Origin of the sequence: Massilibacillus massiliensis (assembly GCF_900086705.1) — a bacterium.
Classification (GTDB): Bacteria; Bacillota; Negativicutes; order FLKF01; family FLKF01; genus Massilibacillus; species Massilibacillus massiliensis.
Genome location: NZ_LT575483.1, coordinates 424,205 through 444,756 on the forward strand (window position 1 = coordinate 424,205; position 20,552 = coordinate 444,756).

Below are 20,552 nucleotides of genomic sequence, written 5' to 3' on the forward strand. Positions count from 1 at the left end.
AAATACCTCCCCGAAACTATATAACGAATTTGTTATTTGCATCAATATATAAAAACAAATTTTAAAATCTTTATTTATATATATTGATGCAATTTAAACTATACATTCGTTTCTATAGTAATATCTATTTCATCCAAATACTACTCTTCTATACCAAGCTAGATTTAATTCTAGACAAATAGCCACGCAACCGGAAGACTGCTTTCGTATGTAACTGCGAAATTCTTGCCTCAGATAGTTTAAGAATTAAGCTAATTTCTTTTAATGTCAATTCATCATAATAATATAAAGACACCACTAATTTTTCTTTATCTGGTAACTTATCTATTGCTCTCGCTAAACTCTCTTGTAGTTCCTTTTGTTCAATATTATCTGATGGATTTACCATTGCACCTTGCACCGTTTCAGTCCTTACATATTCCTCTAAAGGAATTACAGTTGCTACATTTAACTGATTCAGCAATATACTCAAGTCTTTAATAGAAATCCCTAATTTATCTGCAATCTCTTGATCTGTTGCTGCCCTGCCAAAACTTGCCTCTAATTCATTCACTACATGCTCATATTTTCTAATTTTCTGTCTTAAAGAGACTGGTAACCAGTCTCTCGCACGAAGTGAATCTAAAATTGCACCTCTGATCCTAACACCCGCATACGTTTCGAATTTGTTACCACGATTAGGCTCATAACGCTCAATCGCATCCAAAAGACCAAAAAAACCGCTACTAATTAAATCATCGCGATCTACATATGCTGGCAAACTAATTGCAATGCGACCAGCAATTATATTTACAAGCGATAAATATATATGGACTAACTTTTCCCTGATTTGAGGACTTCTATCAACCTGATAAGCATTCCATAATTCTTCAACCTCATATTTTTGCTTGCTTAAACTATTAGACATTTTCTATTCACCCTCCAACTACAATTAACTGTTAGGCGGCGAAACAACACGTTTAAAATTATCTGTAGTAAATGGAGCAAAATCTGCTTCTTTTTGCTCCTCTTTCAAACTATCAAGAGAATCTCCACTCATATTTGCTTCATTCGTCTCATCCTGGATAAATTCTTCGTTCTTTTCGTCAGAGAGCTTCTCAGATTCTAAAGCTTTTTTCACATAAGATAAAAAAAACTTTTCACCAACTACGCCCATAACATAGCCAAAACTTGCAAAAATACCAATTGAAATCAGCGTACGATACAGTATGACCGTGAATCTAGCCTGATTTATAATTCCCATAAAAATAGTTATCACTGCAACAATCGCTGCCAGTCCAATAGCCAGCCATATCTTTAACACCATAATCACCTGCTTAAAGTTCTTTTTCACCCTTATCAATCGTCTTAATTCTATAAATTCCGGTTTCTAATTTTAATTCTACTGTTCGACCATAATTACCGCCTGTATCATTCGCGATCAATTTAATATTCAAATCCTTTAAAATCGCTTTCACAGCCTCCGCATTACGTTCACCAACACGCATGATATCAGTTGCATTCGCAAATTTAAACATCTGCGCACCACCTGCAATTTTAGCAACAATACGCGACTTTACCGCACCTAATGCAATCATATCCTTTAACATTAACGGAATACCAGTATCCGCAAATTTTGCGGGGTTCTCATTCGACCTGGCTTGTGCACTATCAGGAAGCATAATATGAAGCAAGCCGCCAACTTTAGCGGCAGGATCATAGAAAGCAATACCTACACAAGATCCTAACCCATAACTAATTAATGAATTTGGTGAAGCCCCAACTTTATAATCAGCCATTCCTACTCTTATTAACTCTGACATTATTATTTCACCCCTACTGCGGATAAAATAGTATTCAATGATCCTGGGTCAGGGATTAAAAAGAAATGTCCTCTAATACCATCATCTTCTGATAAAAACTCTGTCTCAATAACCAAAGCATGATCACCCATCTGGCCTAACTGAACTAATACTACACTTAAAATCGCTCCAGCCATATCTAAAGCCAAAGCCGGAATGGATGGTAATAACGTCAGTTTCGTAAAATAAGATAAAGCATTTAAATAAGAACCTGCTAAAATATTGCCTATTTCCATAAGTGCAGATTCATCCATAAAATCTAAATTTTTGGTAGATCCCCGTTCCTTAGCCATAAGCATATCAATTAAATAAAAAGCACTATCTCGTGGTAATAAAAACAAAACACTTCCCGGTGCTAAGCCATATACTCGCAAAAATACCCCTACAACCATCGCATCAGGTCCACCAACAACATCAGGGACATCACCTAATGGCATAATTGCGACTTTTGGCACAGACATATCAATCTTGCGATTGATAATCTGTGATAATGCAGTTGCCGAATTCCCCGCACCAACATTGCCAATTTCTCTAAGCGCATCAAGCTGATCTGCGGATAAATTTAATATTTCATCTGTCACTACTGACACCTCATTCATTCCACCAAAATTATTTTGCTTCTCCATTCAATCCAATAATCTCGTCTAGCTTAAGCATAATGACCAAACGATTATTTAAATTTCCTACACCACTGATGAAATTATTTCCACTTGCATTACCGTCAACTACGGCTTCTGGCGCTTCTATATTGTCTGGTCCAATCGCTAAAACTTCCGTAACTGCATCAACAATCATTCCTACGGAAATGTCATCAACTTTAACAATAATAATGCGTGTATCTTCAGAATAAGGCTCTTCAGTTAAGCTTAAACGTTTTTTTAAATCAATTACCGGTAACACACTACCACGCAAATTCATAACACCTTTTATAAAACCAGGTGTATAAGGAACACGTGTAATATCAGTTAATTTTTTTATCTCCTGCACATTTAAAATATCCACGCCATATTCTTCACGCGCTAATTTAAACGCGACCAATTGCACTTCATCATTTGAATATGTTTTTTCAGACATAACAGTAATCCCCCCTCACTTATTGCATCAGCGTTCCAACATCTAAGATTAACGCAACTTGACCATTTCCTAAGATCGTAGCACCCGCAATCACCTTAATCCCAGTTAATAAGTTACCTAATGTTTTGATTACGATCTCTTGTTGCCCAATCAAATTATCTACAATAATTCCCGCTTTTTGATCTCCCATATGTACAACAACAACAAATAAGTCATTGCTTTCTGTTTCTTCACATTCAGGAACGTTCAATACATCTGCCAAACGAATAATTGGAATGATTTGACCACGCAGTAAAATCACTTCTTTATTCTGAATTGTTTTAATATCATCCATTGTAATATTAATTGTACTGTCGATATTCCCCAAAGGAATTGCATAAATCTCTTCGTGAACCTTCACCAACAACGCTTGAATAATAGCTAAAGTTAAAGGTAACCGAATTTTAAATTTACTGCCTTCATCGATTTTAGTTTCAACATCAATTAATCCACCAAGTGACTCAATTTTATTTTTTACAACGTCCATTCCAACGCCTCTACCAGATACATCGGTAACAACTTCAGCGGTTGAAAATCCAGGTAAAAATACTAATCGTACCGCATCGCTATCATCCATCTTATCTGCATCATCTTGACTGATAAGCCCCTTTTCAACAGCTTTGCTTTTAATCTTGTTAGGATCAATCCCTTTACCATCATCTTCTACCATAATGATAACGTTATTGCCTTCATGTCGAGCAATTAACCCTACTTCCCCAGTTGGATCCTTGCCTTTCGCAATACGTTCATCAGGATGCTCAACACCATGATCAATTGAATTCCGAATTAAATGTACCAACGGATCTCCAATCTCATCAATTACAGTCCTATCTAATTCAGTTTCTTCCCCTTCAATCGTTAAATTAATCTCTTTATTTAATTCACGAGATAAATCACGTACCATTCTTGGAAAACGATTAAATACTTGTCCAACAGGAACCATTCTCACCTTCATTACAACCGATTGTAAATCCGTAGTTACTCGGTCCATTTGCTCTATCGTTTCCACAAGCTCTGTCAAACGATGCGTAATTCCAATTTGCTCTAAACGTGTCTTGTTGATTACCAGTTCTCCAACTAAGTTTAATAATGAATCTAATTTTTCAATATCAACACGTACTGATTGTCCACTCTTTAATTTTTTCTCAATTCCAGCAGTTGCCGTTTTAGGCTTTGCAACAGCAGGTACCGATTCTGCATTTGCTTTAGAAACAGGCACCGTAGAAGTACCTATATTATCCTGTTTGGATGCTACCTCACCAGAAATTTGAATACTATTAATCTCTACACTTTCAACTTCTGATACTGCCAATAAGACCTCTTGAACTTTAGAATTCTCATTACTAGTAATAAAAATTATATCGAAACTGTTGTCAAAATTCTCTTGTTCTAAATCTTCTGTCGGCGGAACAGTTTTAATCACTTCACCAATCTCTTCTAAAGCATTCATAATAATATACGCTCTAGCTGACTTCAACAGACAAGTTTCACTTAATTTAATTTTAATTTCAAGTGGCTGTAACCCCGAAGCTTTTGCTTTATTAATCACAGCAATTTCAGTATCATTAAATTCTGTTGAAGATTTCACCGCAACACTACTTGTTTCCTTTGTAGATCCGCTTTGACTCATTTGTGGAATTGATTCACCTTTAGCGATAGAAACAAGTTTTTTTACGAGTGCAGAAACATCAATTCCGTGCTCCGTTTCACTTTCAACACTTTCTACCATTTGTTCTAATGTGTCAACACATTTAAAAATTGTATTAACAATATCATCATTCGCCTTTAATTGATTTTTCCTAAGCAAATCGAGAACATTTTCCATCTCATGAGTTAACTCAGCTATTTCAGTAAATCCCATAGTAGCTGACATTCCCTTAATTGTGTGTGCACTACGAAAAATTTCATTGAGTACAGATGGATCTTCAGGGTTATGCTCCAACTCAAGCAGACAGCTATTCAGCGTTTGCAAATGTTCACGAGACTCTTCTAAAAACATTCCCATATACTGGTTTGTGTCCATTCTAAATTCCCCCAATTGTTTTGTGTATCTTACTATTTTTTACTAACTGAACTAACTCTGCTGCAATTGCATCCACCGGTAAAATCTTGTCAACTAAACCTAGCTCTGCCACAGCTTTGGGCATCCCGTAAACAACTGCTGTACTCTTATCTTCAGCAATTGAATAACCGCCTGATCGTTTTATGTATTGCATTCCTTTTGCTCCATCACTCCCCATACCAGTAAGTACTACTGCTATAACCTTATTACCAAATTTAGCAACAGACTCAAATAATACATCTACGGCTGGTCGATGGCTTGCAATCGGCGGATTTTGATTGAGTTTTATTACTCGAGCCTCACCCTGACTTTCAATTGTCATGTGATAGTTTCCCGGAGCAATAAATACTTTACCTGCTTTTATTATATCATTATTTTCAGCTTCCTTAACATCTAATTTGGATAGCGTATTTAAGCGATCCGCCAAAGATTTCGTAAAGCCAGCAGGCATATGTTGCACAATTACCACCCCACAAGGCAAATCAAGCGGCAATTGCGTGATAATTTGTTGAAGTGCTTTTGGCCCACCAGTAGATGTCCCAATCGCAATTAATTTTTCATTATTATAACTTACCATCATTGCTTTATGATCGGATTTTATAAGATTTGAAACCAACTTCGTTCCAGCAAATGGTTTAACAAGGTTTGCATTCACTGCTGCACGGCATTTTAATAGAATTTCATCCTTAATCTTATCAATACTAGGAAGAGGACCTGATACTTTCTCTATAAAATCCACCGCTCCTAGCGATAATGCTTTAATTGTCGCATCGGCGCCAGCCTTTGTTAAACTACTAATCATTACAACAGGAATCTTATAATCCTTCATCAAATACTCTAACGTAGTCAAACCATCCATAACAGGCATATGAATATCCATCGTAACTAAGTCAGGTTTTAATTTTTTTATTTTATCAATTGCCTCTTTTCCATTACTCGCAGTGTCTAGCACAACAAAATCTGGCTCCTGTGAAAATAAATCAGATAATAACTTTCTCATAAAAACGGAATCATCGGCAATTATAATTTTTATCATATTTATCACCCCACATATCAACGTTGTTTCTGGAGCAATTCCCTTTGGCGTTTAAAAATAAAACGAATTAGCTTTGTTCTTATCGCCTCTGACAAGTCTACAAATTTGGTACCTATCCAAAAAATCTTATCAGATTTATTTACTTCTATGGCTCTGACAACTTCACAATAAGTTTGCAAGTTCCCAACTTCCGGAAATTGAGCATCTATATAAATTTTTTGTCCTGGTTGAACAATCTGTTTCATAACCAACTGAACACCACCACCACTAACATCTTTAATATAGCAAGAAATTGGCGGTAACAAATTATGTTTCTCATCTTCAAGTTGTACCTTTAAAGGCAGAAGAGCATCAACTCTAACAAATTCTCTAAGTTGAACTTTTTCTATGTCCTCCGGCATCTTTATAATCCAGACAGGAACAGCTCCGGCTTTTTTATCAATATAAACAGAAGTAAATCGATAAGACGTTTGATTTTTTACAAATCTAACGCAAACATCACTGCCGAACATAGGAATAATCGGATATCCTTTTACCATGGGCATTGCTAAAATTAAATTTTGGGAATCATACTCTTCAATTCTACTGGTATATTTATGATTTTCTGTATCGGTAGTAACACTTACTTCCACACACTGCCCAATTTCTAAAATTCCACTAGGCAAAAATTTTTGTCTATCCACCATTCACAAACACTCCCAACACAGAAAATTAGTATCATCTTAAAAAAGACATAAATTTATTCACAAATCCCTTTAACCCTTTTGCCTTTGCTGAAACTTCCCCATTTGTAAGATTTTTCGCGATATGTTTAATGCATTTTGCAGAAACTGTATTTGGATACATTAAAATCAAAGGCACCTGTGCTTTAACAGCACGGATCAAATTCCGATCTTCATAAATTTCTCCGAAATATATGACTGTTAAATTTAAAAATTTTAAAGCAGTTTTACTTAATTTAGAGACAACTAAGGTCGCTTCTCCTGTCTCATACACACGATTTACAATAAGCTTTATCTTAGCATGATTTGTACAATTTGAATAAGCCTTCATAATCGCATAAACATCTGTCATCGCCGTGGGTTCTGGTGTCGTCACTAAAATAACCTCATCGGCAGCCTTCAAAAAATTTAGAACATTATTACCAATTCCAGCCCCTGTATCTAACAAAATAATATCAGCAATATCTTCACAGCGATTTAATTTTCGCATCAATTTGTCAAATGCACTATATCCCAAATTCGCCAATTGCTCAATTCCAGATCCTCCAGATAGATATTTGACCCCACAAGGTCCATCCACAAGAACATCTTCTAAATTTATATCATCTTGTAACAACTTAAGTAAATTATGTTTTGAAGAAGTCCCCAAAACAACATCAACATTCGCCATTCCTAAATCAGCATCAATAATTAACACTCTTGTTCCTTGCATAGATAATGCAATTGCTAAATTAACAGTAATATTAGTCTTGCCAACACCACCCTTGCCACTACTAACTGCTATTATTCGCGCTTTATGTTCAAGATTCCTATTAGAATGATCAAATTCGATAAATTGTTGTTTTTTAATGACAGATTGCTTCCCATTGACTAACTTTCTTAAACTTTCTGCTTGATCAATCTCCATCATACTTTTTACCTCAACAATAACTTCGCCAACTCTTTTGAATCCGCTAAAACAATATCATCCGGTACACTTTGCCCATTTGTAATATAAGAAAGTGTGATTGGATACTGATAAACTAGATTTATAATAGCCCCAACTGTACTTGTTTCATCGACCTTCGTAAATAAAACTTTATCAGGTTCGCAAACAGAAAACTTTCTAAGAATATCTACAGCATCTTTATATTTCGTTGTTGCACTTAATACCAAATGTTTTTCAATATCTGCATTTACTTCTAATAAACATTTCAATTCCTCTAATTGGAAATCATTATGCTGACTTCGTCCAGCGGTATCAATCAGAACTAATTGTTTATCACGATGCTTGTCAATAGCAACCTTTAATTCATCAGGTGAATATACAATCTCAAGCGGTATCCCTATAATATCAGAATACGTTTTCAACTGTTCAACTGCCGAAATCCGATAAGTATCCGCTGTAATAAGCGCCACACTACAAGCTTTATCCAAAACAAAATTTGCCGCTATTTTAGCTATTGTCGTAGTTTTCCCCACACCCGTCGCACCAATTAAAGCAACTATTTTAGTTCTATCTTCATGAATTTCAATACCCAGAGCAGGCCTCATTGCCTGTTCAAAATAATCGGCCAAAAAATCTGCCGTTTCCGGCATATCTTTATTATTTAACACAGCTTCATCAAGAATATTTGTTACAATCTCTTCAGCAATTTTACCATCCACTTCGTTTTCGGTTAGAGCATCAAATAAAGACATCGTTTCAACTTTATTTTGAGGTACAGAACTAATAACTTGTTCTAACATTTTTTTCATATGATCTAACTCTTGCTGCAACTGCACGATTTTATCGTCTTTAGATGTTATATCATTTTCAAGTGTTTTTTCTTTACTATTGCGTTCAAGATTCTCTACGAAATTCGTCGTTTCTATACTTACATCTGCTGCTTCTTCTTTAACGTTTGTAATATCGTTATCAGATAATATAGGATTAGCTGGTAGTTGTTGGCTACCAGCATTTGTATATTGCTTTACTATATTTTTAGGAAGTATAACCTCTGGTATAACAGGAGACGATTTAGGAACTACAGGCATTTGTGGTTTATCTTCTACTGCAGCAGTTACTTCAATCATCTCTTTTCCCATATAGCCGAAAATTCCGCCTTTGTGAAATCGTCGTGTATGTAAAATCACTGCATCAATACCAAGTTCACTTTTAACTTGTCCCATTGCTTCTTGCATAGAACTAGCTGTAAATACTTTGATCTTCATTTATATTTTCACCACCCCTAAAACTTGAATTTCAACATCAGGCTGAATTTCTGCATGCGATAATACAACAAGTCCAGGAACTGAACGTTCAATGAGTTTGCGAAAATAAAGGCGAACGGCTGGACTTGTAAGCACAATTGGCTGATATCCAAGATTCGTTAACTTAGGCAATTCCTCATTTATGCTATGAAGTAACAACTGCATATGATTCGGCTCTAAGCTCACATAGGAACCACGATCATTCCGCTGTACAGCTGAAGATATAATGTTTTCTGCAGCAGGATCTAAAGTAACAACTGGCAGAATATTATTTTGCACGTTTTGCTTTGTTATTTGCCTAGATAATGCATGTCGTACATATTCAGTCAATATTTCCGTATCCTTAGTCATCTTAGCATAGTCAGCTAAAACTTCTAAAATTGTAACCATATCACGAATCGAAATTCGTTCTCTCAATAAATTAGCTAATACTTTCTGAACATCACCAATCGACATTAAATCCGGAATCAATTCCTCCACAACAGATGCATTATTTTGCTTGATACTATCTACTAAATTTTGCGTCTCTTGACGTCCCAAAATCTCCGAAGCATGTGCCTTAATGACTTCTGTGATATGTGTAGCTAATACCGATACTGCATCAACAACTGTATAACCATTTAACTCGGCTTGTTCTCTTTCTGCTTCTGGAATCCAAAGTGCAGGTAAACCAAAAGCAGGCTCTATTGTATCAATCCCTGTAATTTCTTCAAGCACGGTTCCTGAATTCATCGCTAAATAATGATCTAATAATAATTCGCCTTTTGCGATCTCAATTCCTTTTAACTTTACACTATAGGCATTGGGTTTTATTTGTATATTATCACGAATACGTATTGTTGGAACAACAAGCCCCATCTCTAGTGCACATTGCCGACGTATCATAACGATACGTTCTAATAAATCTCCGCCCTGCCCTTTATCCACCAAAGGAATCAAACTATAGCCAATTTCAAGTTCCATTGGATCGACTTGTAATAATGAAATAATATTTTCAGGTTTTCTAATTTCTTCTTTTTCCTTCTCTTCTTGTTGCTCCATGCTATTTTCAACAGATGCATTGGCATTTTTTCTTAAATTATAGGCAATCATAAATGTAATTGCTGCCAATACCGTAAAAGGAAGCCCCGGCAAACCAGGAACCATCGCAAGTGCACATAAAACACCCGATGCAATAAAAAATACCCGCGGATTATTAAATAGTTGTGTAGTCAAGTCTTGGCCTAAATTATTATCTGATGCAGCTCTCGTTACCACAATACCGGTTGCAGTCGAAACTAACAATGCCGGGATTTGATTTACTAAACCTTCACCAACTGTCAACAACGTATACGTGGATAAAGCATGGGCGACATCCAAATTACGCTGCACCATGCCAATCACAAATCCACCTAAAATGTTTATAATGATGATGATAATTGCAGCAATCGCATCTCCCTTTACAAACTTACTCGCACCATCCATTGCGCCATAGAAATCGGCTTCATTTTGTATTTTCATACGTCTTTTCCGAGCTTCAGCATCAGAAATTGCACCAGAATTCAGATCCGCATCTATACTCATCTGTTTTCCGGGCATCGCGTCCAAAGTAAAACGTGCTGCAACCTCAGCAACACGTTCCGATCCTTTTGTAATAACAATAAATTGAATAATAATTAAAATAACGAACACAATAAAACCAACAACCGCGTTACCACCAACAACGAAGTTACCAAAAGACATGATGACTTCTCCCGCATAACCTTGTAACAAAATTAACCGTGTAGAGGATACATTCAAAGCCAAACGAAATAAAGTGGTAATTAACAACAAGGACGGGAAAACCGAGAACTCTAGCGGTTCTGTATTATAAATCGCTACCATAACAATGACTAATGATAATGTAATATTTACACATAATAATAGGTCTAATAATAAGGTAGGCAATGGAATAATCATCATAATAACAATTGTTATAATTGCAACAGCTATGATAATATCGCTATACTTTTTTATAAAACCAGTAGAAGATGTTTGCGTAGACAAAATTTTTCGCCCCTTATTACATATTGTTTATTATGACAATTTCTTTTTAAGCCTATAAACATAGGCCAGCACTTCCGCAACAGACTTATATAATTCATGTGGGACCACGTCACCAACTTCTGTAGTCGCATACAAAGCCCGTGCAAGTGGTTTATTTTCAACAATGGCAACCTTAGCTTCTTTTGCAATGGATTTGATTCTTTGTGCAATCAAATCTTGCCCTTTTGCAACAATCACTGGTGCCATCATACCTTTTTCATACTTTAAAGCAACCGCAAAATGTGTTGGATTTGTAATAATAACATCTGCTTTTGGCACTTCTTGCATCATCCGCTGCATCGCAATTGCTCTTTGCTTTTGCTTAATCTTAGCCTTAAGCTGTGGATTTCCCTCCGACTGCTTTGCTTCATCTTTAATGTCTTGTTTACTCATTTTAATACTTTCATTGTGCTGCCATTTTTGGTATAAATAATCCAAAACTGCAAGCACCAGCAAAACTTCGCATATCTGAAAAGCTAAGCTAAACAACATAGTAGAAACCATACGTAAAGCTTCATAAATATCTACGTAGACCAATTTAGGCAAATGCACAATTTCTTTTTTTAAAAATCCAACAATAAAATAACCAATAATTAAAATCTTAAAAATAGATTTCAGTAATTCAACTAACGAACGTTTTGAAAACATACGTTGCATACCGGAAATAGGATTCAACTTACTCAAACTTGGCATAATTGGTTCAAAGGTAAAATTAATTCCAACTTGAAATAAATTCACAATTAACGAAACGACTAAAATTGATAACATAATTGGCAACGCAGTTTTCATTAATAAAATAACAACATCAAAAAAGATATTCATCACAACTTCTGTCGTAATATTCTCAGGTATATTAGAGAAAACAAAAATCATATAATATGCTATTTGGTCGTAAATATAGCTGCCTAAAATTTTAAGTGAAAAAAACGCCATCAATAAAATAAATGTAGAATTTATCTCTTGACTTTTACCAACTTGTCCTTTTTTCTTTGCGTCCGCTTTCTTTTTCGGTGTTGCTTCTTCTGTTTTTTCGCCATTAAATAGCTGCAAGTCAAAATCAAAATACCGATTTGCTTTATCTTGACTTTGAGATTTATCCCATCGCCCGTAATATAATATAAATATTTCCATACATTTCATTAAAAGCCACATCCAAAAACAAGATGTAAAAAGGTAATGCAAAAGCTAAAACAAATAATCCAATAAAAATTTTTGCAGGAATACCAACAACAAAAATATTCATTTGCGGCATCGTTCTTGCAAGAATGCCTAGCGCTACATCTGTCAAAATAATTGCAACTAATACAGGTAAACTAATCTTTATTGCAATCGTAAATGTAGCAGCAACCATATCTATTACTAATTTCGTGATACTTGGAGCGAAAGGATTACTTAAAATGGGAACCAACTGAAAACTATCAAATAATCCTGTCAGTAATAAATGATGACTATTCGTAACTAGAAAAATAATAATTGCTAAATTATATTTAAAACTTCCAATCAAAGGAATTTGCTGTCCAGTCGTTGGATCTAATACATTTACCATCGCAAAGCCAACTTGCATGTCCAAGATCTGCCCAGCCATACGTATACCATGAAAAACCAAGGAAGCAATAAATCCAATCATCCATCCAATAAAAAGTTCTGTACAAATAACAATAATATACCCAATTAATGTTTCTGGAATCACCATTCCATTCTGTAAGCTGACCAGTGGAAACAATACAAATGAAATTGCAACTGAAGCACTAATTCTAATCACACCCGGAATATTTGCACTACCTAAAAAAGGAGAAATAATAAAAATCCCGCTAATCCGTGTCAATACCAATAAAAAAAGGCCCAATTGATTCTCTAATACATTTAATATATCCAATTTAATATATCCACCTTACTAACCAATAAAACCAGGTAATCCCATAAATAAATTTCTAACATAATCAGTTAATAATCTGAGCATCCAAGGTCCAAAAATCAAAATCGAAACAAATACTGCAATGATCTTTGGAATAAAGGCCAATGTTTGCTCTTGAATCTGCGTAGTTGCTTGAAAAATACTAACTAAAACTCCGACTAACAAACCCAATCCTAGCATTGGGGCCGACACAAGCATAACCATCATTAGAGCTTCTTGACCCAATTGTATTACTACATCACTAGACAAAATACCAGCTCCTATTTAAATGTACTGATCAACGATTGAATTAACAAATGCCAGCCATCCACCATAACAAACAATAAAATTTTAAAAGGCAATGATATCATCGTCGGTGGAAGCATCATCATACCCATAGACATCAACGTACTTGCAACAATCATATCAATCACAATAAACGGAATATAGATCATAAATCCGATTTGAAAGGCGGTTTTTAATTCACTAATGATAAACGCTGGTATCAAAGTAAAGGTTGATACGTCCGTTTGTGATTCTGGCCTTGGTGCCTGAGACAAATTTACAAATAAAGCCAAATCTGATTCACGCGTTTGCTTAAACATAAATTCACGAATGGGATTCACGACCTCCGTGATCGCCTTCTCCTGCGTAATCTGACCCGCCAAATATGGTTGCAATCCATTATTATTCGCTAATGTAAGGTATGGTGACATAATGAAAAAAGTTAAAAATAAAGCTAATGCAACAACTACTTGGTTGGGCGGCATATTCTGCGTTCCTAATGCATTACGCAAAAAAGATAAAACAACCATGATTCGTACAAAAGATGTAGTCATGATTAATATGGATGGCGCAAGTGATAAGACAGTCAGTACTCCTAAAACTTGTAAACTAAGTGCTACATCCTGCGGATTATCTGCGCCATTAATTCCAATATTTACATTTGGAATTAGTGGTGCTGCAGAAACGCCAGCCGGCAGAAAAAATAATACACATAGCACTCCCACTAGCAAAACAACATTTTGTTGTTTAAACACCTACTCTACCTCTTCTCTATTTACGATCTTTGTTGTTATTTAAAATATTAGGAAATTTGCGTGCCATCTGTTCTAAAGATACTAACTGCCTTTCAAACATGGTATTAAAATTTTCATTAGAAAAACCAATACTCTCCTGACTACGAAGCTTTCCTATCTCTAATTCATCTGTAATTTTATTTAATAACGTAATATTATGATCTGTTACACCAATTAATAAAACTTCGCCTGCTATTTCGATAACATATAAAGCTCGATTGTTCCCCAGTGGTAAACTTTCTAATACTTTTGCCGACTTACTTAAATTTACACTGCCAAATTTCTTACCTAAAAATCGAGAAGCAAAATAAGCAAGTCCAATAACAAAAGTAAACACCATAAGTAAACTAATAAGATATGCAAACGTAGAAAGCCAAGAGGATTTCGTTGGCTCCGCTACGGTTGTACTATCTTGATAAGCAGAAAGATAACCACCTGCTTGATTTGTTGCTTCTTGCGCAGCCTGTACCAATGATACAGGCTCTGCGCATAGAAAAAATAATATCGACAAACTGCCTATCAATAAATATTTTCTTATCTGCATGATTATCCTACAGCTTTACGTACCGCTTCCAAAACACGATCAGGTTGGAATGGTTTTACAATAAAGTCTCTAGCACCAGCTTGAATTGCTTCAATAACCATCGCCTGCTGTCCCATCGCGCTACACATAATCACTTTTGCATTTGGATCAATTTTTTTGATCTCCTTTACTGCGCTAATTCCATCCATTTCTGGCATTGTAATATCCATTGTAGTCAAATCAGGTTTTAATTCTTGGAACTTCTCCAAAGCTTTTAACCCATTCTCTGCTTCTCCAACAATCTCATAACCATTTTTACTTAAAATATCTTTTACCATCATTCTCATGAATGCTGCATCATCAACAATTAAAACTCTTATTGCCATGAAACATCTCTCCTTAAACATAAATTATTTTCACTTGTTAAACTAGGATAGTTAAATACTCTATTTAATATATTAATATAAATTACTGAATATTTCTAGCTCTTTCCATAGGACTGATAATATCAGTTATTCTCACGCCAAAATTTTCATCAATAACAACAACTTCGCCTTTTGCTAAAAGCTTTCCATTTACTAAAATATCTACGGGCTCACCAGCCAGTTTATCTAACTCAATAATAGAACCAGCTGCCAGATCCAAAATATCTTTGATCAGTTTTTTCGTTCTTCCCAATTCTACAGTAACTTGAAGTGGCACATCCATAATTAAACCAAGATTAGCATCCGATATAGGTGTACCATTCGCAGTTAATGGTGCAAATTGTACTGGTTGTACCGGTACGCCCGGAGCAACACGTGCTGCTTGCGGAGCAGGACCTGCTGCATACATGGTTTGTTGCTGCATTGGCGCTGCTGTAGCGGCAACTTGCTGAGGAGCTTGTGCGACTGCTGCCACAGGCTCTTGCACTGACACAGATGCTGGTGAAGTAGTTGCGACTTCAGAAGTTTCACTTGCAGGCGGTGTCATTAAGCTTTCTACCATATCTTTTGCTATCTTTATCGGTAATATCTGCATAATTTCACTGTCAATTAAACCTTCTACTTCCATTCGAAATGCAACTCTAACGATCGGCTCATCATTCGCTACTAACTCACTTACTGGTTCGGCTGATGCTAGATCCACTAACTTTACATTTGGTGGTGAAATATCAATTTTTTTATTAAACATTGTTGACAATGAAGTCGATACCGACCCCATCATCTGGTTCATTGCTTCACCCACAGCACTCATATAAAGCTCATTTAATTCTGTTGGCGGATTCGTACCATCTCCACCCATCATCAAATCAGCAATAATCAAAGAATCTTGTTCCCGAATCGCCAAAATATTATTGCCATCAATTCCGATTGTATAACCAACCTCCACTAATAAATACGGCAACGGATAGTGGTCTTTAATCGAACCTAGAGTATCAACGGAAACACGAGGAGTTGTAATATCAACGCGACGTCCAAGAAGAACTGATAAAGTAGTAGCAGCACTTCCCATAGAGATGTTACCGATCTCTCCAAGTGCATCTCGTTCCATTTCATTTATCACATCGTCTGCGTTACTTGAATTTTCTGTTGTTGCAGTTTCCTGCGAACCTCCTTCAGTGTTGCCTTCAAGCAAAGCATTTATTTCATCTTGCGAAAGAAAACCATCATTCATCGTTATCATCCCCTTCTGTATTTACCCTAGATATCTGGACAGCTACATTTTTACCTGAAACACCAGGCCTACAGAAAAATTTAGGCCTCGTACCTACAATTAGGTTTAATTCCTCGCCAACTTTTGTTTCCAACTGTAATACATCCCCAACCATCAAGTTTAAAAATTCATGTACACTAACCTCAACATTGCCTAACTCAACCGACATCGGAACATACGTCCTTCTAATCTTCCGTTGCAATATTTCAATCTGTTCCGGATTATCTTCTTTCATAACAGATGAAGCAACCCAAAATGTAGTCGTCAATTTAGCCATAACCGGCTCTAGAACTAAATACGGAATACAAATATTCATTAGACCTTCCACTTCACCAATTTTCACTTGAAGTGTAATGATTACAACCATATCATTTGGAGGTACAATTTGCGTAAATTGCGGATTTGTTTCAATGGCCTCCAAATGTGGTGTTATTTGCACAACATTTTGCCAAGCTTCTTTAAAATTTTCCAAAGCCTTATTCATAATTTTGCGTACAACAACTTCTTCGATATCTGTCAATGCCCTAATTTTACTTAAAGCCTCACCAGCACCACCAAATAATCGATCAATAATCGCAAACGTAATATTCGGATTCATTTCAAATATTACATTTCCTTTTAATGGATCCATATCCAAAATCCCTATAACACTCGGATTTGATAGTGAACGAACAAACTCTTCATAAGTTAACTGTTCAACCGATGCAACATCTACATTGATCATCGTCCTAAGATGTGTTGATAAATAGGTATTTAAAAGTCGGGCAAAATTTTCATGCAGCATGTACAATGTACGAATCTGATCCTTTGAAAATTTATCAGGGCGTTTAAAATCATAGATCTTGATTTTTTTCTGTTTTTCTTCAACTTTCATTTCCTCAGCTGAAACAACACCTGTAGACAACGCTGATAATAATTGGTCAATTTCTGACTGCGATAAGACATCCCCTGACAATATTCCTCCTCCTTTCATACCCTATACTATTAAACCATATAAAAATATTATTGCAAAACAAAATTCGTAATATATACTTGATATACAGTGTTTTCACCAAGAATTTTATTTACTTCATCTTTGATTTGTACCTTTAATTCCTCCTGCTTACTAGGATCAAAATTTTCTATTTTTTGTGCTCTAAGTAATTGCAGTACAGAATCTAAGATTTTCGTTTCTACTGCCGGTGTGATCTTTCCATCTTTGCTGCCAGCTTTCTCTGGATCTAACTCCAAAACAACGCCAACTTTCAAATAACGTCCGCTTTTCACGCCACCAACATTCACGATTACGCCTTCTTTAGGATCACCAAGCTTTACAAAAATCCCTGGATCCCTGGATGGAACTTTCCCAACAGAGTCGGTCATCACTTTCGTAGCGATAAAATAGGACATCCCACCTGCCAGAATTAACCCCACCACAATCAAACCTACAATCATCAACATTGGACTTTTTTTCTTAGTTCCTTCTTCAGCCAATATCATCCACCTCCATACAATAAAGGACATTCAAATGCTGTCCACATTACATTCATAATCATTCAATATAAATAAAAATGTCACCAGCCTAAACTACAAGCTAATTCCATTGGATATTCAAGATTATCAACGGAAATTATTGCCACTATATAAAGCACGTTTATATGTCATGACACGTCTAACGACTTCTTCCATTTTTTCTTCTATAATAATTTTTTTCCCATTGGTCAACGTAACTACAGTGTCAGGAGTTTGCTCAATTGTTTCAATTATTTCGGCATTTAAAATAAATTCGCCCTGTTCACCTGAATTGAATTTTGTTAACTTAATCATATGTATACTCCTCCTGTATTTTAGAAAAGGGGGAAATTCACTTTCCCCCAATTATTTATTCTTTAACGTTTTAAGTTTACCAATGTTTCTAGCATTTCATCAGAAACAGTAATAATCTTCGAATTGGATTGGAAACCACGTTGGGTAATAATCATATCACTAAATTGTTCTGATAAATTTACATTTGACATCTCTAAACTTGATGGAGTCAATGTACCTGCGCCGCCAGTACCTGCTGAACTAATTTGAGGATCACCAGAGTTATTGGAGACACTATATAAACTTGTACCCGATTTCGTTAACCCCGCTGGATTATTGAAAGTAGCCAAAGCAACTTGTGCTAAGTTTTTCTTTAAACCATTACTGAAACTACCAACAATTGTACCAGAACTATCTAGACTTACGCTCTCCAAACTTCCCGCAGTATTCCCATCTTTATCAACGGCAATGGCACTATCACCCTCATATTGCGTCAAAGATGAGAAATCTAAAGTTAACGTTGTTGTTGCCCCACCTAAGCCCGCGTCACTTGGCTTAAACGTCAATGCAGAAACTGTGGAAGAAAGATATTTACCATTCTCATCAAAAGTTATTGTTCCCGTACCACCACTGATTGTACAACCAGTATCTGTTGCTGTTCCTGGTGAAAAAGTCCATTCATTATTGTTTTTTGACTTAGTAAACGTACCTGTAATCGTATGTTTCACACCTTGACTATCATACGCCGCAACAGAAGCAACTACCTTTACTGCTGTATCTGCTTTGGCTATCGTCGTATAAGTTTTACCTATTCCATCATAAGAAACTTGAGTCATTCCATCACTAAGAGTTATCGTATCCATTCCATCGACAAGTTTATAATCTGAAGATCCTGCACTCAGGCCTAAATTACTCATTACCTGTGACTGAGTTAAATTAGACTGAGTTAAAGTATATGTACCACCAGCAAGATATTCTATTACAGACCCATCAGAAAGTGTAATTGAAGGATCTCCTGGAGTCAAATTGTTGATATTATCAAAATCAGTTCCAGAGCTCAAGCCTAATTTACTCATAACATTTGCATTAGTCAAGTTAGGTGTTGTTACTGTATATTTCCCACTAGCTGCATCATAAGCAACTGTTGCACCGTTACTCAAAGTTATACTCTTCGTTAGTGTATCCAAGTTATTAATTATAGCTTCATCTGCGCTCCCTGTTGCAATTCCCAAATTTTCCAACACATTAGCTTTTGTCAAACCAGTTGTTGCAGTATCTTTCGTATTCACAACAGTCGTCGTATAGTTTGTTCCATCGTACGAGACTTTAGTTGTTCCATCGCTGAGAGTTATTGTGCTACCTGATGCTAATCCATCTACAGCCGTATAGTCTGCGGTTCCTGACGCTAAACCTAAATTTTTAATTGTTTCTTTTTTCGTCAATCCTGCTGTAATCGTGGTGCCATTGCTAGCATCAGCAGACAAGTTTTTACTATATTTTACTTCAGTAGTTGCCTTTGCTGCCATAGTTTGACCTACCGGTACAAGAATATCTGTAACTCCAGCATTACTATTAATCGTACCTGTTTCATCGGCCATCCAACCTTGTACCTTCAAGCCGCCACTATTTACATAGTTACCATTTTCATCAAAGCGGAAAGAACCATCACGTGTATAGAATGTATTTCCTCCATTTGCTACCATAAAAAATCCTGATCCAGAAAGGCAAAGATCTGTATTGTAACCTGTAGATTGAACACTACCATCTGTCATATTTGCATCAATGCTAGCGAGTCCAACACCTAGCCCTATTTGTTTGGCATTTGTTCCACCTAAATTACCTTGTGGTGATGATGCTCCTGTGATCGTTTGGCTTAAAATGTCCTGAAAAGTTGCCCGACTTCCCTTAAATCCTGTTGTATTTACATTGGCGATATTGTCACCAATCACATCCATACGTGTTTGATGGTTTTTCAACCCGGACACGCCGGAAAATAATGAACGCATCATAAAAATCAACCTCCTCAATTATGCAGTGCGTCATATCGATCATTCAATAACGCTAAGCTCCCTGTTAAGGTCCAGCTTATAAAATAACTGCACTATCAATATTTGTAAATATAGTATCTTTTGCACTTTTTCCATCCATGGCTGTAATAACCGTTTTGTTGGTCACACTAACAACTAAAGCTACATCACGCATATAAACTAAGGACTCTTTCGCCCCTTTTTGCGCAATTTTCTCTACAGCATCATTTAATTTCATTAAATCATGACTACTAAATTGCAAATTACGAAATTTCATGCGATCTAATGCATGTTGAGAAAATTTCACTCCAGAAATTTCTTGATCTAATAGCTTAGAAAAACTATCCTTTCCTTCATTTCTTTTGGTGACCGCAGACAAATTTGTTGGTTTTGTACGGTTATCAAGCGGTAATAATGGCTGTGTTTGATAATAAATAACATTATCAGCCACGACTCTACCTCCTTAAAAGAAACAGATT

Annotated in this window: 23 protein-coding genes; all 23 read right to left on the bottom strand. The window is 35.9% G+C overall.

Translation table 11 applies throughout. From position 1 onward, the window contains the following. Positions 1-148: 148 nt before the first annotated feature. On the bottom strand, positions 149-907 hold the full coding sequence (locus BN6559_RS02290; RefSeq protein WP_110953247.1) for a FliA/WhiG family RNA polymerase sigma factor: 759 nt from the start codon (positions 905-907) through the stop codon (positions 149-151). Positions 908-931: 24 nt separating this feature from the next. Further along, positions 932-1,306, bottom strand: coding sequence for a hypothetical protein (locus BN6559_RS02295; RefSeq protein WP_110953248.1), 375 nt, complete (start codon positions 1,304-1,306; stop codon positions 932-934). Positions 1,307-1,316: 10 nt separating this feature from the next. Beyond that, positions 1,317-1,802, bottom strand: coding sequence for a chemotaxis protein CheD (locus BN6559_RS02300; protein ID WP_110953249.1), 486 nt, complete (start codon positions 1,800-1,802; stop codon positions 1,317-1,319). 2 nt (positions 1,803-1,804) lie between these two features. Further along, complete coding sequence (locus BN6559_RS02305) at positions 1,805-2,440, bottom strand: chemotaxis protein CheC (RefSeq protein ID WP_456060946.1); 636 nt, start codon at positions 2,438-2,440, stop codon at positions 1,805-1,807. Between the two features lie 10 nt (positions 2,441-2,450). Continuing rightward, positions 2,451-2,915, bottom strand: a complete 465-nt coding sequence (locus tag BN6559_RS02310; RefSeq protein ID WP_110953250.1) for a chemotaxis protein CheW — start codon at positions 2,913-2,915, stop codon at positions 2,451-2,453. Between the two features lie 19 nt (positions 2,916-2,934). Beyond that, the gene (locus tag BN6559_RS02315) at positions 2,935-4,977 is read right to left on the bottom strand and encodes a chemotaxis protein CheA (protein ID WP_110953251.1); all 2,043 of its coding nucleotides are present in this window, start codon (positions 4,975-4,977) and stop codon (positions 2,935-2,937) included. 1 nt (position 4,978) lies between these two features. Beyond that, positions 4,979-6,052, bottom strand: coding sequence for a protein-glutamate methylesterase/protein-glutamine glutaminase (locus tag BN6559_RS02320; RefSeq protein ID WP_110953252.1), 1,074 nt, complete (start codon positions 6,050-6,052; stop codon positions 4,979-4,981). Between the two features lie 17 nt (positions 6,053-6,069). Further along, complete coding sequence (locus BN6559_RS02325; protein ID WP_110953253.1) at positions 6,070-6,738, bottom strand: flagellar brake protein; 669 nt, start codon at positions 6,736-6,738, stop codon at positions 6,070-6,072. Positions 6,739-6,769: 31 nt separating this feature from the next. Next, entirely contained in the window at positions 6,770-7,684 is a 915-nt protein-coding gene (locus BN6559_RS02330) for a MinD/ParA family protein (protein WP_199883690.1), read from the bottom strand. Between the two features lie 5 nt (positions 7,685-7,689). Then, complete coding sequence (gene flhF / locus BN6559_RS02335) at positions 7,690-8,967, bottom strand: flagellar biosynthesis protein FlhF (protein ID WP_110953254.1); 1,278 nt, start codon at positions 8,965-8,967, stop codon at positions 7,690-7,692. After that, a complete protein-coding gene (gene flhA, locus BN6559_RS02340; protein WP_110953255.1) occupies positions 8,968-11,031 on the bottom strand; it encodes a flagellar biosynthesis protein FlhA in 2,064 nt (687 codons plus the stop codon). It abuts the gene before it with no gap. A 30-nt stretch (positions 11,032-11,061) separates the two neighbouring features. After that, on the bottom strand, positions 11,062-12,210 hold the full coding sequence (gene flhB / locus BN6559_RS02345) for a flagellar biosynthesis protein FlhB (protein WP_110953256.1): 1,149 nt from the start codon (positions 12,208-12,210) through the stop codon (positions 11,062-11,064). Continuing rightward, positions 12,164-12,946 carry a flagellar biosynthetic protein FliR gene (gene fliR / locus BN6559_RS02350; RefSeq protein ID WP_110953257.1) on the bottom strand — a complete coding sequence of 261 codons (783 nt, stop codon included), beginning with the start codon at positions 12,944-12,946 and terminating at the stop codon, positions 12,164-12,166. The genes flhB and fliR overlap by 47 nt, the downstream gene beginning before the upstream one ends. 18 nt (positions 12,947-12,964) lie before the next feature. Next, positions 12,965-13,234, bottom strand: a complete 270-nt coding sequence (fliQ, locus tag BN6559_RS02355) for a flagellar biosynthesis protein FliQ (RefSeq protein ID WP_110953258.1) — start codon at positions 13,232-13,234, stop codon at positions 12,965-12,967. A gap of 11 nt (positions 13,235-13,245) precedes the next feature. Further along, positions 13,246-13,980: a flagellar type III secretion system pore protein FliP gene (gene fliP, locus BN6559_RS02360; protein WP_456060947.1), complete on the bottom strand. Its 735-nt coding sequence runs from the start codon at positions 13,978-13,980 to the stop codon at positions 13,246-13,248. Positions 13,981-14,020: 40 nt separating this feature from the next. After that, positions 14,021-14,587: a flagellar biosynthetic protein FliO gene (gene fliO, locus BN6559_RS02365; protein ID WP_110953260.1), complete on the bottom strand. Its 567-nt coding sequence runs from the start codon at positions 14,585-14,587 to the stop codon at positions 14,021-14,023. A 2-nt stretch (positions 14,588-14,589) separates the two neighbouring features. After that, a complete protein-coding gene (locus BN6559_RS02370; RefSeq protein WP_110953261.1) occupies positions 14,590-14,952 on the bottom strand; it encodes a response regulator in 363 nt (120 codons plus the stop codon). A gap of 82 nt (positions 14,953-15,034) precedes the next feature. Then, positions 15,035-16,222: a flagellar motor switch phosphatase FliY gene (fliY, locus tag BN6559_RS02375; RefSeq protein WP_110953262.1), complete on the bottom strand. Its 1,188-nt coding sequence runs from the start codon at positions 16,220-16,222 to the stop codon at positions 15,035-15,037. Then, positions 16,215-17,216 carry a flagellar motor switch protein FliM gene (gene fliM, locus BN6559_RS02380; protein WP_110953263.1) on the bottom strand — a complete coding sequence of 334 codons (1,002 nt, stop codon included), beginning with the start codon at positions 17,214-17,216 and terminating at the stop codon, positions 16,215-16,217. The genes fliY and fliM overlap by 8 nt, the downstream gene beginning before the upstream one ends. 47 nt (positions 17,217-17,263) lie before the next feature. Further along, positions 17,264-17,701, bottom strand: coding sequence for a flagellar basal body-associated FliL family protein (locus BN6559_RS02385; RefSeq protein WP_456060948.1), 438 nt, complete (start codon positions 17,699-17,701; stop codon positions 17,264-17,266). Between the two features lie 159 nt (positions 17,702-17,860). After that, complete coding sequence (locus BN6559_RS02390) at positions 17,861-18,067, bottom strand: flagellar FlbD family protein (RefSeq protein WP_110953265.1); 207 nt, start codon at positions 18,065-18,067, stop codon at positions 17,861-17,863. Between the two features lie 62 nt (positions 18,068-18,129). Continuing rightward, entirely contained in the window at positions 18,130-20,055 is a 1,926-nt protein-coding gene (locus BN6559_RS02395) for a flagellar hook protein FlgE (RefSeq protein WP_110953266.1), read from the bottom strand. Positions 20,056-20,131: 76 nt separating this feature from the next. Continuing rightward, the gene (locus BN6559_RS02400) at positions 20,132-20,524 is read right to left on the bottom strand and encodes a TIGR02530 family flagellar biosynthesis protein (protein ID WP_110953267.1); all 393 of its coding nucleotides are present in this window, start codon (positions 20,522-20,524) and stop codon (positions 20,132-20,134) included. Positions 20,525-20,552: the final 28 nt, after the last annotated feature.